Raw genomic sequence first — 14,945 nt, 5'->3', positions numbered from 1 at the left:
CATTTATAAGATTCTAAATAAATTCATATATAAGATTTAAAATAAAAATAATATATATAAAAAATAAGTACATATACCTTAATTAGATATATACACATACATATATACAAATTGATAGCTATCGCTATATATACCTACTCCCCACCCCCTACCCCCTCCCTTGGGAGGGGAATATATATAGGAATAGATATAAATAACTATTTAGGATGATAAGCAGTAATCACTATTTTTTTATCTCGCGAATAAACAGCTTCTACTTTCCCAAAAAACAAATGCTCAAAGTACACAAACCATCTATCACCTGAAGCGGTAGTGATATAGGTTTTGCGATATTGTGCATCTGTCATCATTTGCTCAAATTCTGAAGCAGGTAGGACTTTTATCCCTTTTAGGGTAATACCCCTAATTTTGTGCTTACCTAGCGTCACACGGTTAAATCCTTCAGTTCGTGTTCAGTATGATTTGTATCATCGATCTGACTAAACTCATCAAAGGGAGTATGCCAAGAAATGTAGTTAGACAACACAAAACCAAACCCTATAGAAGTAGGTACTAGATAAGGGTAGAAAAACTGGCTACCAGACTTGTTAACGTCTACTCCACCCAATCTAAGGGTAAAGTTGCCTAGCCAGAAATAAAAGCCTGTATAGCAAGCATCTAGGCTAAAGGTAAGAGATCTTTTTGCGTCCTGAGAAAAACTAAAATTCATCTTATTTTCATCCTTTCCTTGTCTACTCGTATATAAATTGTACTTTAAGTTAAAAAATTAACTTAATATTTTAAGTTAAAACGCTATTTATGTGGATAAAAGGCTAGATACGAAAATTTAACTAGTTTCATCTTTACCTCTATAACCTTGGTAGTGTTACGAGAAAGAGTGGCTACAGCGTGGATAGTCTTCATAAAAGACTCATGTTCAATGCCAAGTTCTTTAGCAATATCCCTAGAGTCAGCTACTAATGCCTGATTCTCAATGACTGAGATCTTGGAATAATCCTGTTTTAAACAGGAGAAATCATTGGGAGGGGGTAGTAGTTAGGAATCTTTGCTTTTATTAGCTTTATGTTCATCAACCATTTCTTGCACAACAGGTACTAGCGACACTGGCACTCGCATTACCACAGTTTTTTCTCCTGTACCCCTTCTAGCACCACCCCAATTGGGGTCATATTCTTTTTCTGTATCTTTTTTTGTAGCCATAGTAAAAACTCTATGAATTTAGGTTAATCATCTAAATTTATCTATATTTATTGACATACTATAACTTGATTGTTACATTCAAGTACACACAGCTACTTTAGATATATCGAAACACAAAAGAGCACCTAACCCAGTCATAGAGCCAAATACAGGTAAATGAGCTTTAATTAGCTCCCTATATGGCTACTTAGCTAATCACTTGATCCTAGATGTTTCTAACGCTTTAACTTAAAAGTTTAACTTAATTTTTTAAGTTAAAACACAAAAAATGAGCCAATCACCTTTTATTAACGGGTTAAGGAATTGCTAGTAACAACACCTTAACCCTAGATAACAAAACTAATCTACCTAGTCAATTAACTGCCATGAGTATACATCAACAAAAGTCGGCATTGGATTCTGTGTATGAGACTGAAAACTATCGATATTCTGGTACTAAGGGTGATCATCTTTATGGTGTTGGTAGATTAACCAAGCTATCCACTAAAGAGCAATTTGTTCTTAACCCTCAGAATCACTCATTAGCTGCTTGCACTTTAGCAGCTATCAAGTATACATTTGAAAGTCAGGCAGTCTCTATCATTTCTTGTCATGATCTTATGGATGACTATCTAGATGGTCTTTATCACCTTAGCCTTTACCAAGAGAGTAATTAATGCCAATGGCTAATGATGAGCTTTCAGTTCAAGTTATTAATGACGATTTACTAGGAATCGATTCTAGAGATATTGCTGCTGGTTTAGGGATTGAACACAAGAATTTTCTTGAGACTGTTCGCAATTATCAAAACAATATAGAGGATCGGTTTGGGGAGGTCGCGTTTCAAACGGAGGCTTCTCGCGGCAAGAATAACGCTACCTACCAAAAGAAGTTTGCACTTCTGAGTGAATCACAGGCGTATGCTGCTTGTACTCTTTCTCGCAATACGCCTAAAGTTGTAGACTTTAAGATGCGTTTAGTCGCTGCATTTAATCAAGCCAAAAACCGAATGCAATCGATGTTGCAAACGTCTTTACCATTACAGATAGAGTCGAGGATAGACTGCGAAGATGACCCAATTCAAGGCTATATGGCGTTACTGAGAGAAAAGACTAAATTAGTTAAATCTTTTGATGATGCTCTTAAGCTCCAATGTGATTTTGCTGACTTCTTGAATGAGTATAAGGCTATACAAGATGAAGAGAAGATTCTTAATGATAGGAAAGCGAGACTAAAGGCTAGCTTATCTTCTAGCACTACTAAACCTTCTGCTATTCCTATTTCAGATATCGATAAAGTCAGGCTCTCCGAATGCGTAACAGAGTATCTTAAGAACTCGACTGAGAAAAATCAACATTCCTTTAGAACGCCTAAAGGAAAGAGAACACTGGGTATATCTATATCGGCTATTGAAGAACACTGTAGAGATAAAGGATTATCGTGCAAACGTTCCGATTTAGAGGAAGTTTTGGTTAACACAGGCTTAACAGTAGACAGGAAGTTTAATCGATGGACTTATGTTTTCTGATCATTCTGTTCTATCTCTTTCTCTTTAACTTAAAATTTTTAAGTTAAACATTAAAATACCTACTAACTTAATTGCTAGTAGGTATTATTTTTTGATAATTCATATCTATTTATTCTTGATGTATTCAATATCTTTTTTTAATTCAGCTAGAAATATTTCTAACCTAGACATCTTGGCAAGTGTATCCCTATGTAATTCCCCTAAGGCTTGAGTATCCCGTCTATTTTGCTTGATAGCATTAGCTTGCGATCCGAACCCGTAAGCTATTCCTACTAAGCTGCTTAATAGCCCGAATATTTCTAAGATTGACATTACATTTATCCTGTATATTCACTCATGCTAATGGTTAATTGTTTTAAAGCTTTCCTGACATTTACTTCGATAAAATATGGCTCAAAGTCGACCATCTGGAAAACTTGAGAGCCTAAATAAATTGATCGATAATCAACGGTAACTATTTCACTATTATTTAAAGAAATCTTTTGGAGAATAGAGCCTACATACTGATTAGCTGTCACTTGGGTACTAGTGCATTTAATCTTTATCAACCTACTTCCAAAAGTAACAGGTGAAGTATCAAATTTAGGAATACCAGTATTGATAGCTCCAAAAGTATCAGAATTAAAGCTCTGAATGTACCGTAATACCCATTTAGAGTTATCTGTTATATCCACTATTCACTCCAAATAAATCAAAAAAAATAGCAGTGATAAACCATAGAGATCTACCACTGCTAACCGAATTAATTAGATGGCTTATTAGTGAAATATCCACCAATGAAATGAGAGAGCGCAGCAATAAACCCTAGATATTGTGGGTAAATGCCTTGTGCTGCAAGCAAAGCACTAATACCTGTGATTGTAGTAGTGGTAGTTGTGATGTTGTCAGAATTAATAACCATTGTTTTTTACTTGATTTGGTTGACAGGAAGTAATTGAATGAGTAGCGAACAAAAGCAGCAATCAGATTATCGAGAGCGAGAGCGTTGCCCGACCTCTACGGTATCGCAGGACAACCCTCCAATATCCATAGGGGTAGTTTCGATCGCCGCTTTAATGAGTTCGTATGCCTTGGATGGGACAACGACCTCACGATGCTTACGTCTAGCGCCATCCATACCACTTGCTACCAATCGTCTGAATGAACCTGATTTAATAAGCGCTCCTACTGGTGTTACTACATCCGCAGTTTTTGCTCTATCAGTTGCCGATGGCTCGTTAGCAGTAAAACTACCTGCGGTTGTCATTGCTGCGGGATAGTTGGCAGGATTAGCCTGAATGATGAAAGATACGGTAACCGTGTTAGTACCTGAACCAGTTGTAATTTCTAGATAAGTTTCTTTTAGACTGTTTGGAATTGCCATAGTTTTTGTGCTTCCTTTTATTTAATTAAGAACGAATAGAGCGATCGATAAACGAGAATTAACGAAGCTTGCGATAAGTTCGCAATGATGCAGACTTAATAGTTTTTGTACCGAAAGTACTGCCAATAAGCTTAGAAATACCGCCAAGTTTCTCGACAGAAACCTTGATATGCTTGCGACCTTTAGGAGTTAAACCAATCGATACCTGTGCAACTAAGCCAGATTTGGCTGCTTCACTTGCGGTGATAGTTGGATGAGCGCTAATGTCAGCTTCAGTAGCTTCAACTAGTCCTACTTCTGTAGCGATACCGTCATATGCTTCTGGTAATTCTAAAAGAGCGCTTTTAGCACCTGATGTGATTTTATAAAGCTTGTTAGCCATATTTGTTGCCGTCATCAATATGAGTTATTTGATGCAGTAAACCTAGCCTATTAAATCGTTATGGGTAAATGAAAATTTTTAAATTATTCCAGTCGTACAGACTTAGGAATGTAATACATTCCTAGATTTTGCCATCATGTCTTAAGTGCCTAAAAAATAGCCATATAAAGGGCTTAAAGCTTGATCATTTACCCGATAAAAATAGGTGTGCTTTCATTGGTTTCATTGCCCATACTTGTTAATGCCTAATTTCATTGATATGAATTACGTTTTAAGTTAAAAAATTAACTTAAACCTTTAAGTTAAACTGCAATTTATATCAATGAAATTAGGCATGATAAACCTATTAATTAAAAAAACACGAAATCATGACAGCTTTTAATGCATCGACAGACCTACCAACTGGTACAGGGAGAACAATCGATACAGTCGAGAAACTACTCTTGTGGGCGGCTGAAATCCTGTTGGTTAACAACCCTACCGATAAGTATGTACGGGTAGCAGGCGCAGCATCAGAAAACACAGTACAAATCACATCAGGAACGGATGCCGATAATACGGTGCGTATTCAATGTTCGGTTACTTTTAAATACGACTTAACTCAATTAGGCGGCAGTAGTGCCGACTGGTATCGGGCTAGCACATTGAATACAGCACCTATACCCGCAGTATTCAAGGGCTAATACGTAAGCAGAAACAGGCAATAGGACATCACATATGGGATTGCAATATACAAATCCTCCATTACAGCCATATGGACAAGGGATGTTCAATCGTCCTCCGACCGTTCCGCTTCAAACTCCGACGGAAGTGCTATATACGCCGCCAGAAGTACCCCCTGTCCAAGCTATCGGCTGCGCTGTAGCAAGTTTCTTGTTGCCTGTTTCTGCGTTTTTGGGTGCATTTCTAGCTTATCCACAAGCCGCAGGAGATCCGAACGAGACGAAAAACCTCAAACAACCTGTGTATTCACCTAGTGGCGGAAACAAAGCATCGGAAATCGTATACACCGTAGGCTTGTATGTAACAGATTTTCCGTATGGTTGCGATGCAGGATTGTATGAACTGTTTTATGATTATGGGCTCACATACGATTCGCTTCCATCAGTATCTTTTGAATTGATAAGCTCGTATACATCTTGCGGGGGTACGACTGGCAGTATTAGAAAATTCATCGCAAATGGTGCGGATACTGGCTACAGACCTCAAGGGATTTCGATGTCTCTTATACCGATTGGGTACAAGAAGGGCGGAGACAAGCCAACAGGATTTCATGGATGGCAAAAGGTAGGGAATGGCGGTGCGATTCCTCCTAACCCAGTGATTCCTACAAATGACGCTTATCAAAGCGGTATTCGGATTGGAGAAACTTTAAACGACCTGCAAAGGCAATCTTTAGCAGACAATAATACAGCGTTAGTTAATGCTTTTAAGGCAGCTAATGCAGCATTTGCTAAGGGTTTGAAAAATCCCGAGAATCCTAAAGACAAGCTACCTAAACCTACAGATAACCCTCTACCTACACCTACACCTACACCTACACCTAAGACGGGTTTAGCCAATGCTCCTAAACCGCTTGAGCCCGAATTACCTAACCCGCTTAACCCTTCATCTCCTGCTAATCCTTCTATTGAACAACAACTAGCTTATATTGGCTCTCTCTTAGCAGTGGTAAAAGTCAACACTGATAACATTAATCAAAACACTACGGCATCCGTACAACAGGCGAATGCTAAAGCGGGTACTTGTGAAGCAATGAAGAGTGATACCTGTACCCTACCTTTAACCAACAAAATCAGTAATGCTGTAGCTAATAATCCTAATATTGCAAGCGACACAAAACTAAATACTATTATTCGGAATCAAGTAGCGCAAGACGGTGTATTAGCAGGAATAGCAGCACAAATAGCAGAATTGAGAGCGACTATGCTTTCTAATTTTGCTACAGCTTTTACTTTCTTTAAAAATCAAGTGATTGATAGAGCGGTTAATATGCTTAATTTGGCTCTAAACATTCATAATGCATTGATGCTAAGTGAAACAGTAGGTAAGACTTTGGGCGGTATTCTTGACGCTGTAATCAGCCTTACACCATTGCAGTTTACCGACGCTACTACTGGAGCTAGAACAACAGCTACCAGTGCATTAGGACAGAATGCAAGCGCTTTAATTATCAATATTATTGGGGTAGATAATTATGCAAAATTAAAAGAAGATTTGGCTATCAGCAATAGAATTATTAAATCATCTACTAACCTATTCAATGGACTACAAAGGATATTAAATAGCCAATCGAAACAAGCTCAAAAAACAGGGGTAGATGTTAGCAATATCGGCAATGCATTACTTGCTAATGATGTAGTAAACAAGAATAGTTATCCTAAAATGGCTAATTCACAGGAAGCTAATAGCGCTTTACCTGCGGATGATGCTGACATTATTTCTGGTAAAGTTGGCATCATCAAACAAGGCATTGCAGGACTCAACCAAATCACTAGAGCGATTAAATCTAATGTTTCCCAAATCAAAGGTATACAGCGTAATTTCAGCGCTGTAACTGATTTGATTAATGGCGAAAGTAAGACTAGAAAACAGATTACTTTACAGTCTCAAAATGATGCTAAACGCAAGGCTAAATTTAAGTTTTTATCGATCAAGCAAATTAAGGCTAAATCTAAGTAATTCGCCTGATGTGACATTATATAGACTTTAACTTAAAGAATTAACTTAATAATTTAATTTAAACCGTAATAAATGTCAGAGTAAATCTAAAACAAGAAATAAATATAAAAATATAAATATATAAATATATGCCAGATACCCCTATAGATCCTGTAGCTATTCCAGATTTGCCCTCTAGCACTGCTACAGAAACAATTACCCCTGATTCTCCTATAACAAATACCGATAATTCGGGCTTAAATGTGCCTGACCCAAATATCGAGAAAAAGACTATTAGTTTAGGAGTAACAACAGCTAGGATTCAAAATTTAGTGCTATCTGATTTCCTTAAACCAGATAGTCAGGATAATGCAGAATTAACCAACACCAAAAACGAATTAATACAGCAACTAACAATTGACACTGAAATCGACAATTGCCAAACCCGCATCGAAAAACAATTAAATTTATTCTTTTTACAAGGTTTTAGCAATTTAGCTACCGTATATGGAATACCTGCCGAAATATACGATGAGAATGTACAGTATAAACCTCACCTAATCATCAAGTTTAAGGAGAAAGTCATTAACCCTGACGATATACCATTTAGGATTTATAAGCTAGAAAAAGAAATTAGTTTTAGGTATATGGATGAAACCAAAACACCTAAAAATCAGGCTGATTTAAATGATTTGACACAAAAGATATTAGCTGCTTTTGCATTGCCTTTTAAATGGGTAGTATCTCCTACTGATACATACCATTACAGGGATAAAGCTAACGGCTATAGGCTAAGTATTGATGCTTCAAATGATTTAGCTTTAGAGATTATTAATAAAATTATTTCATTCAAGGATGATACTTTTGACGAACAATTTTTAGGGCATAGTATCCACGGTAAATCTACACCTAAAAAAGCTACTTATTTTGGTAATGAAATTGACTTACCATTTAGGGGAAGATATGGCGATGTGTACCTATATCAAGCTACATACAATCAGCATGGAATTAAGCCTAAAACCTTAATCGATGGGTTTACAATGGTAAATGATTTGTGATTTATAGCAAATAAAATAGATAAAAATATGCCAACACAACCAACACTTACAGACACTCAAGCTAGACAAATTATCTATAGTTTGTGTGAACATTATCAACAAAATAGCAATGATAGTCAGTACCTAGAATTAGCTCATACTATGGCTTATACTGATTTTCTTTTGGCTTATTTTGAAGGAGTAATTCAGGCTTTAGGGATTGTTTATCCTATTCCTTAAGCTATTCCTTAATTTCATATATTCATAATAAAAATATCCCTATTTGTCCTTAGTTGGATTTAATAGGGATATTTTTTATACTTTAAGTTAAAATATTAACTTAATATTTTAACTTAAACCTTAGAACATATCAGGCATCACAGGCTTATTAACTATATGAGCATAGTGCTTTTGCAAAGTAGCAATACCTGATTTAGTACCATGTGTAATGCTTGCAAGCTGAACAAAATCAGGATTCTCATTTAGGAAATGACTACAGAATGTATGTCTACAGTTATAAGGTTTTCTATAAGGTACTTTTGCTAGCTGTAGGGCTTTAACCCATTGCCTAGCCCTAAAGGTTCGGATATCGATAAACTTGCCCTCTACGGTAGGGAATACTAGATCTGTATCCGTATCCGTACCTGTACGAAATTTTTTATTGATTCTGTCGCCATTGATAGATGCCAGAAGCATCCCTACTTTCTTGCTCATGGGTATGGTTCGGATTACATGAGTTTTGGTATCCTTAGCAGCTTTTGATCCGTCCTGTGTAATAGCTAAAGCTTCACAGATTGTTATCTGCTTATTCTCAAAATCAACATCTTGCCATCTTAAGGCTGTAGCCTCATTAGGTCTGCATCCAGTGCTGAACAGGAATTTCATAAACCCAGTGTAATGAGGGAAATTATCCTCAAAACTTTGGATGATTGCTTTAATTTCATCCTTAGAGAATGGTTTCTCACTTTTGATAGCTGATTCCTTTAATTTGGGAATATCAGCAAAGTATGGACAGATAGGCTTGAGTGATGTGAGATGCCTATTGATAGTTCGACTATTCCCATTACTTTCTCCTTGTAGCCAATTCCAGAACTTTAAGGCATCATCCTTAGATTTGATAGGCTTACCGTACCTAATCAAAAAGTTTTTGGTTTGGTGTAAGTTGCGATCGCGAAATACCTTGTTAGATAGTTTGTCGTCTACCAGTGCTAAGCAATCTACAGCTTTAGTATTTTGCTCATGGTGACTAGCTACTTTAGCTAATGGGTGATAAGCCTCAAATAGCTCATCATTGTTTTTGGCTGTAAACCTCCCTAGCTTGATATCGTTATCAATGGCATCACAAATCGATTGGGCTTGTCGGAAACATTTAGTATCTTCGTACCTACCCAATTTACTCATTGAGTAGGAATATGAGAATTTTCTAAATCTAATTTGGATAGTTCCATTGTTATTTGATGGTTGCATAGTAAGTGTTGCTCATAGAAGTTAATGAGCTAATCACTAGATTTGCTTATTATTTGCTTAATTACTTACTATGTAATCTGGAAACTATCGGAATGTTGGGATTTGAACCCAAGACCCCCACTACCCCAAAGTGGTGCGCTACCAAGCTGCGCTACATCCCGTTGCGTTTTTGACGCTTTCCTACTATATCACAATGATTTGCGGATTTTGCAACTAGAAAAAATTTTTTAACATGAGTTCGGGATAATTTGAAACGGGATTTGATAAAGGGTTTGCTTACCCCGAACTGACCTTATTTACCCATGTTGCGCTTGAGACGCTCTAGCTCCTCATCCATTTCCCATTTACGGAAGGTCTCTTCGAGTTTATCGTTAGGATCGCGAAAGGGAGGAGTATAGAGATTATCCCAATTGAGAGGCGTACTACTTGGAGATTTTGCTTTAGCCGTCTTAGCCGCTTCAGCAATCTTGACTTGCACTTCTTTGCGCCTTTCTTGGATCTGCACTTGGAGTGATTGACTATCGATCGCGCGTTTTTTTACAAGTTCCATCTGCGCCCAGATTTGATTGCCTTGTCGTAACAAAGCCGCCTCCCTTTCTTTTGCGGCGCTAGCTAGATCGGGACGGTCAAATGACTGCGCCTTCACGGTGCGATCGTGCCAAACCCTAATTTCTTCAGCAATTTCTAAAATTCGATCTTGGAGATTTTTCTCCTCTTGCTTGGAACTAACGATTAATTTGGCAATTTCTTCTTCTTGCTGCCGTAACTTATCTTCAAGGATTTGCAACTCAATCTGAGGATTACTACGAATAAATTCCTCTAAGCGGGTCTCTAAAAAACGGGATATATCCTCTATTAGCCCCATATACTATCCTCAGATGTTGTTTAAAAAGTTAAGGTTAAAGTAAAGCGAGTCTATAGATGATCTATAGATAGTCTATAGATTAAGTCGCTCCATAACTAGCAATCATTTTAACACCTAGAACTTTTGACCAACAAATACGGTTTTACTCTCCTTACCGCGTTTAATTGTGATTTCTTGCTGACTTACTCGCGATACATACCAGCCCGTATTACTAATCGCTTTACCGAGTCCGATCGATTGTACCGAACCATTCATATCAAACATCGCCGTAGAGCGATCGCCTAAATCAAGTACTCCAATTAACGTGTAGGAGGGAGCAGGAGCTGCTGCTACAGTGTTGGACGAGACTTGAGTTGATGGTGTTCGGGTATTGGGAGAGCTATTGGTGACATCAATGGTGTTGCCTGCTGTCGCAGGGGGCAAGGCAAGAGGCGATGGGAGATTATTGCCACCATTTACCGTCGGTGGTTGGTACACGGGCACGTACATTGGTTGCTGCATCCCATTAGCAAAGGGATTATTTGCCCCAACTGGTAAGGGCATGGTGCTGATGAGGGGGGCTGTCATGAGCGGTAGATTGCTACCAAGGGCATTGTTCGGACTAGCGATCGCCCGATTTTTATCGGTCACTTCTGCTAGCATCCGCTTAATTTCTTCGCCAAAGTTCTTGTTATCGGCATTCTCCTTAGAGTTAGCGACTTGAGTGACGATCGCCGATTGTCTACCCAGCCAAATGCCATGATTAATCGTCCACATTACTGCTGCTAGCAATGCCGAACTACAGGCAAACACCAACAACAGGCGATCGAGTAGGTTAGATTTTGGGGTTTCTGGAGGTGGCGCGATCGGGGGTAGATTGCTGCTGGGCTCTGGATTGCGCATGATGTAAGGCTGAATCCAGAGAACATCCTGTTTGGAAATTGGTGGCAAGGAAATATCCGCAACGTTAAGTTTGGTAATGCTAACGGTATCTTTTGATGTCGATATCTCTCTTTCGGAAGAATCCATTTTGGCAATGGCAACTATGTCGGAGCCAGATGAACGAGCGGAGGAATAGGGGGCGGAGTTGGTATGTGTTTTTGAGGATCTTGTGGGCGAACTTTTTTGCTTAAGCGATCGCTGCTTTGCGTAATCAACGTGGAGGGTAGACTCTACTTCTCCAAATAGATCGTCCATTAAGTTATCAACGTTGTCTGTATAGGCATCAACGTCTTGAGTTACGTAAAACTGGTTTTTATTATCTGTATTTTGCATCATATGCCAACCCTATTCACTCCATTAACCAAGCACTCGTGAGAATACCCAAACTTATTAATCAAAATTAATCAAATTATTTTGTGTCGATATCCTAATCTAAGCCACAATACTTTGAACTTGTCTCAGAACAAACAAGAAAAAAATAATACTGGTAAGTGATACCACAGATTGCTTCTTAATGCCACAATTTTTTGTCAGATCTCAAAATCAGATTGTCAGATCGATTTGTCAGATGGGATTGTAAGATGGGGCTGTAACCTATAGCTGCCGCCAACTGTATCAGGACATAAAACCCCAAAGAGAGTTGCCGCGCGGAGCGCGGCAACTCTCTTTGGGGTTTTGATTCTGGGTTTTCATTATGCCCAGCTACTTAGTTAGATGCGTACTAGATCGGGATAGATAGTCAAAATCTCATCGGTGGTTAGGGTGTATTCTTCAGACTGAGGCTCCCATAGCACTTCTACCGCTAAGAGATTATCCGCAGGAATAGAGCCGATCGCCGAAAGAGAGGCTTGTAAATCTGAGGACGAGCGTAAAGTTGGCAATTTGGCGAGGGTTTCACCAGCAGTAGCAATTAGGATGGTTACCACAATATATTCGCTAGGATCTTCAATGCTGAGCTTCCCTTCGCTGGGTAAAGAGGGGGCAGCAGCTTTGCCTTGAAGGATACGACCGCTCACATTACTTAATACTTCCGCATTGAGTTTGCTCCGTTCGGACATTACTAATCCGTTAAATTTCTGTTCGGCAAGGGCAAACTGGGTATTTTCACTGGCACTGCTGACATAGACCCAATATTCAGGATGACGCATCAGGGAAATCGCCGTTTCACGGGTGACGGTTGCCAACCCTTCTACCGAGGAGGTGTCTGACTCAAGGGCTAGACGGGTTAGCTCCTGTTGCAGCGATCTCGCTGAGGACAGGAGCCCTACCTGAATTTTGGCTACGGTTACCTTATTATCAGTACCTGTAATCCCTTCGCCATCACCGCGACCCCGAAATGCTTGGAGGACAGCGCCTGCAACGATCACTAATAACAGGATCGAAAATAGCCCGCCGCCGCCGCCGCCAAAAAACATCGGTAGGAAGAAAAATCCACCGCCGCCACCGATGGGGGAATAGGATCTGCTATTGGAATAAGAGCTACGGTTGCTATAGCCAGAGTTGGAGGGGATCGAACGGCTAGGCGCAGACCTAAAGGCACTACCACCCATTCTGCCCCCCGATCGCTTAGCAAGAGCTTCGTGGGTGTTGCCAAATAAGACCATAGCCACTAGTAAAAGGGCGACAAGCGATCGCACTGAGCGCTTGGCGATCGCCTTAGCTGTTTGGATAAATTCTGAGCTAAAAAATTTCATAGGACAAAAGATAGGACTCAAATATTAATCAAAAATATTGCTTTGTGATAAATGTTCTCCCTCAATTCTAGCTCTATAGCAACGTAAGGTTTGCCTAGGGCATAAAACCGCAAAGACGAGTGACGGCGCGAAGCTCCGTCACTTGTCTTTAGATAAGTAGCTGGGCATAAAACCCAGAATCAAAACCTGTAGCGCACGCGCAGCGTGCGCTACAGGTTTTGATTCTTTATATTTAATTGCATCTAGCTACTTAGTCAAGGTTTGACAACCAATCCATGACCCGATCACCCAGCGATACACCGTCAAGGCGATCGATCTCGCGTACCCCTGTGGGGCTAGTAACATTGACTTCCGTGAGGTAGCCCCCAATTACATCGATACCTACAAACATTAAACCGTCACGCTTCAGGACGGGGGCGAGTTGGGTACAGATTTCCCGTTCGCGATCGGTAATATTGACCTGAACGGCACTGCCACCCGCCGCCATATTGCCACGAAACTCACCTGACTGGGGGACGCGATTGACTGCGCCAATGGGTTCGCCATCTAGCAAAATAATCCGTTTATCACCCTTTTGAGCATCGGGGAGATATTCCTGCACCATCACAGGAGTTTTACCGATATTAGTACTGATTTCGATCAGGGAGTTGATATTGCGATCGCCTACTTCTAAAAATAAAATTCCCTCACCACCTTTGCCACCCAAGGGCTTCATCACCGCCTTGCCTTCGGCGGCAACAAAGTCGCGAATTGTACTTTTATCTGCTGTGACAATGGTTCTGGGAATTGCACCTGTAAATTGCAAGGCATACATTTTTTCATTAGCGGCGCGAATGCCCTGCGGTGAGTTGAGGACTTTGGTTTTGTGCCCATCCACGTAGTCCAGAATATAGGTTGCGTAAAGGTATTCTGTCGTTACAGGAGGATCGGGGCGCATCCAGACAAATTGCATATTTTCTAGAGGCTGAAAATTGCCCTTGTCAGTCTCATACCAAGGATTGGGGATTTGCCACTTACCATCGATGAGGGGAATGGGGTGGATTTTGATTGGTTGCAGCAAAGCCCATGCTTTACCATCCCTCACGCTAAGAGTATTCATATTGGTAATAAATACTTCATAACCTTTGCGACAAGCCGCTTCCATGAGCGCAACGCTAGTGTCATGGGCGGGATCGAGCTTCGCGATCGGATCGATAATAAAGGCGAGTTTCATAGGATTTTATTATTTTTTTCAGAGCTTAATTCAGAGCTTTAAGTAGCTGGGCATAATTAAAAACCAAACTATAAACCTGTAGCGCACGCGCAGCATGAGCTACAGGTTTATGGTGCCTAGCTAATTATTGTGGAAACCAGTCGTAAAACCTTGGGAATTTCCTCTGTCTCAGGAGCAAATTCTAGCTGAGTTTCTTGAGTGGGTAAATATCCAGATTCCGCAAAGGAGATTAACATTCTTTGCAGGGCAAACCATACCTCTGACTCAAATTCCCAATCGTAACGGGAATTTGCACGACCTGCGATCGATCGCAAAGCCCAAAAGTAACTATTACGAACAATCGAACCTTGCTTGTTATACTTTGGCACATCCTCACGATGAATAAAGAGTACTTCGTTTTCAATCTTGACTCGCATTTTAGCTACTTACTTAGAAACTTGTAATTATACCCAAGCTCAAAATGGCGTAGCCATTTTGAGCTTGGAAAACCCTTACTGGGTTTGTTTTTTAATTCACAAAAGTGTTGTCACACTTTCGTGAATTGGTATTAGAAACTCGTAATACCAATTCCCAAAATGCCAATTCCCAAAATGGCAACGCCATTTTGGGAATCTCAAAACCTTACTGGGTTTGTT

Annotated in this window: 19 protein-coding genes and 1 tRNA gene; 6 read left to right on the top strand and 14 right to left on the bottom strand. The window is 39.7% G+C overall.

Annotation, left to right across the window (positions count from 1 at the left end; all coding sequences use genetic code 11):
• Window positions 1-197: 197 nt before the first annotated feature.
• From AC805_RS10510 to AC805_RS25560, 3 genes are all read right to left on the bottom strand, one after another.
• Complete coding sequence (locus AC805_RS10510) at window positions 198-428, bottom strand: hypothetical protein (RefSeq protein ID WP_055075394.1); 231 nt, start codon at window positions 426-428, stop codon at window positions 198-200.
• A complete protein-coding gene (locus tag AC805_RS10505; protein WP_055075393.1) occupies window positions 425-709 on the bottom strand; it encodes a hypothetical protein in 285 nt (94 codons plus the stop codon). Before AC805_RS10505 ends, AC805_RS10510 begins: the two co-directional genes overlap by 4 nt.
• Window positions 710-1,035: 326 nt before the next feature.
• Window positions 1,036-1,200 (bottom strand): hypothetical protein, encoded by a 165-nt coding sequence (locus tag AC805_RS25560; protein ID WP_156341378.1) that lies wholly within the window; start codon window positions 1,198-1,200, stop codon window positions 1,036-1,038.
• A 365-nt stretch (window positions 1,201-1,565) separates the two neighbouring features.
• Between AC805_RS25560 and AC805_RS10500 the strand changes: the two genes are divergently transcribed.
• Together AC805_RS10500 and AC805_RS10495 are read left to right on the top strand one after the other, a co-directional pair.
• Window positions 1,566-1,856 carry a hypothetical protein gene (locus AC805_RS10500; RefSeq protein WP_055075392.1) on the top strand — a complete coding sequence of 97 codons (291 nt, stop codon included), beginning with the start codon at window positions 1,566-1,568 and terminating at the stop codon, window positions 1,854-1,856.
• 5 nt (window positions 1,857-1,861) lie between these two features.
• A complete protein-coding gene (locus AC805_RS10495) occupies window positions 1,862-2,707 on the top strand; it encodes a Rha family transcriptional regulator (protein WP_197278693.1) in 846 nt (281 codons plus the stop codon).
• A 105-nt stretch (window positions 2,708-2,812) separates the two neighbouring features.
• Here AC805_RS10495 and AC805_RS10490 read toward each other — a convergent pair whose 3' ends face one another.
• The 4 genes from AC805_RS10490 to AC805_RS10475 form a co-directional block, all read right to left on the bottom strand.
• Window positions 2,813-3,019, bottom strand: coding sequence for a hypothetical protein (locus AC805_RS10490; protein ID WP_055075390.1), 207 nt, complete (start codon window positions 3,017-3,019; stop codon window positions 2,813-2,815).
• Window positions 3,020-3,024: 5 nt separating this feature from the next.
• On the bottom strand, window positions 3,025-3,381 hold the full coding sequence (locus AC805_RS10485) for a hypothetical protein (RefSeq protein ID WP_055075389.1): 357 nt from the start codon (window positions 3,379-3,381) through the stop codon (window positions 3,025-3,027).
• A gap of 293 nt (window positions 3,382-3,674) precedes the next feature.
• Window positions 3,675-4,070 (bottom strand): hypothetical protein, encoded by a 396-nt coding sequence (locus AC805_RS10480; RefSeq protein ID WP_055075388.1) that lies wholly within the window; start codon window positions 4,068-4,070, stop codon window positions 3,675-3,677.
• A 58-nt stretch (window positions 4,071-4,128) separates the two neighbouring features.
• Window positions 4,129-4,467, bottom strand: coding sequence for a hypothetical protein (locus AC805_RS10475; protein WP_055075387.1), 339 nt, complete (start codon window positions 4,465-4,467; stop codon window positions 4,129-4,131).
• Window positions 4,468-4,820: 353 nt separating this feature from the next.
• Here AC805_RS10475 and AC805_RS10470 point away from each other — a divergent pair, with 353 nt between their 5' ends.
• The 4 genes from AC805_RS10470 to AC805_RS10455 all read left to right on the top strand — a co-directional run bounded on the left by AC805_RS10470 (window position 4,821) and on the right by AC805_RS10455 (window position 8,390).
• Entirely contained in the window at window positions 4,821-5,135 is a 315-nt protein-coding gene (locus AC805_RS10470; RefSeq protein ID WP_055075386.1) for a hypothetical protein, read from the top strand.
• 82 nt (window positions 5,136-5,217) lie between these two features.
• Window positions 5,218-7,134 carry a hypothetical protein gene (locus AC805_RS10465; protein ID WP_156341376.1) on the top strand — a complete coding sequence of 639 codons (1,917 nt, stop codon included), beginning with the start codon at window positions 5,218-5,220 and terminating at the stop codon, window positions 7,132-7,134.
• A 128-nt stretch (window positions 7,135-7,262) separates the two neighbouring features.
• Window positions 7,263-8,171, top strand: a complete 909-nt coding sequence (locus AC805_RS10460) for a hypothetical protein (protein ID WP_055075384.1) — start codon at window positions 7,263-7,265, stop codon at window positions 8,169-8,171.
• Window positions 8,172-8,198: 27 nt separating this feature from the next.
• Complete coding sequence (locus AC805_RS10455) at window positions 8,199-8,390, top strand: hypothetical protein (RefSeq protein WP_055075383.1); 192 nt, start codon at window positions 8,199-8,201, stop codon at window positions 8,388-8,390.
• Between the two features lie 120 nt (window positions 8,391-8,510).
• Here AC805_RS10455 and AC805_RS10450 read toward each other — a convergent pair whose 3' ends face one another.
• The 7 genes from AC805_RS10450 to AC805_RS10420 all read right to left on the bottom strand — a co-directional run bounded on the left by AC805_RS10450 (window position 8,511) and on the right by AC805_RS10420 (window position 14,726).
• Window positions 8,511-9,617: a site-specific integrase gene (locus AC805_RS10450; RefSeq protein ID WP_082429461.1), complete on the bottom strand. Its 1,107-nt coding sequence runs from the start codon at window positions 9,615-9,617 to the stop codon at window positions 8,511-8,513.
• 87 nt (window positions 9,618-9,704) lie between these two features.
• Window positions 9,705-9,778 (bottom strand) — tRNA-Pro (locus AC805_RS10445).
• 131 nt (window positions 9,779-9,909) lie between these two features.
• Window positions 9,910-10,482: a TIGR04376 family protein gene (locus tag AC805_RS10440; RefSeq protein ID WP_055075381.1), complete on the bottom strand. Its 573-nt coding sequence runs from the start codon at window positions 10,480-10,482 to the stop codon at window positions 9,910-9,912.
• 114 nt (window positions 10,483-10,596) lie between these two features.
• Complete coding sequence (locus AC805_RS10435; RefSeq protein WP_055075380.1) at window positions 10,597-11,739, bottom strand: hypothetical protein; 1,143 nt, start codon at window positions 11,737-11,739, stop codon at window positions 10,597-10,599.
• A gap of 374 nt (window positions 11,740-12,113) precedes the next feature.
• Window positions 12,114-13,097 carry a DUF1517 domain-containing protein gene (locus AC805_RS10430; protein WP_055075379.1) on the bottom strand — a complete coding sequence of 328 codons (984 nt, stop codon included), beginning with the start codon at window positions 13,095-13,097 and terminating at the stop codon, window positions 12,114-12,116.
• A gap of 250 nt (window positions 13,098-13,347) precedes the next feature.
• Window positions 13,348-14,310, bottom strand: coding sequence for a glutathione synthase (gene gshB, locus AC805_RS10425; protein WP_055075378.1), 963 nt, complete (start codon window positions 14,308-14,310; stop codon window positions 13,348-13,350).
• A 116-nt stretch (window positions 14,311-14,426) separates the two neighbouring features.
• Window positions 14,427-14,726 (bottom strand): hypothetical protein, encoded by a 300-nt coding sequence (locus AC805_RS10420; RefSeq protein ID WP_055075377.1) that lies wholly within the window; start codon window positions 14,724-14,726, stop codon window positions 14,427-14,429.
• Window positions 14,727-14,945 lie beyond the last annotated feature (219 nt).

This window comes from Pseudanabaena sp. 'Roaring Creek' (genome assembly GCF_001402795.1).
Lineage (GTDB): Bacteria > Cyanobacteriota > Cyanobacteriia > Pseudanabaenales > Pseudanabaenaceae > Pseudanabaena.
This window is presented reverse-complemented; position numbering and strand designations above follow the sequence as displayed.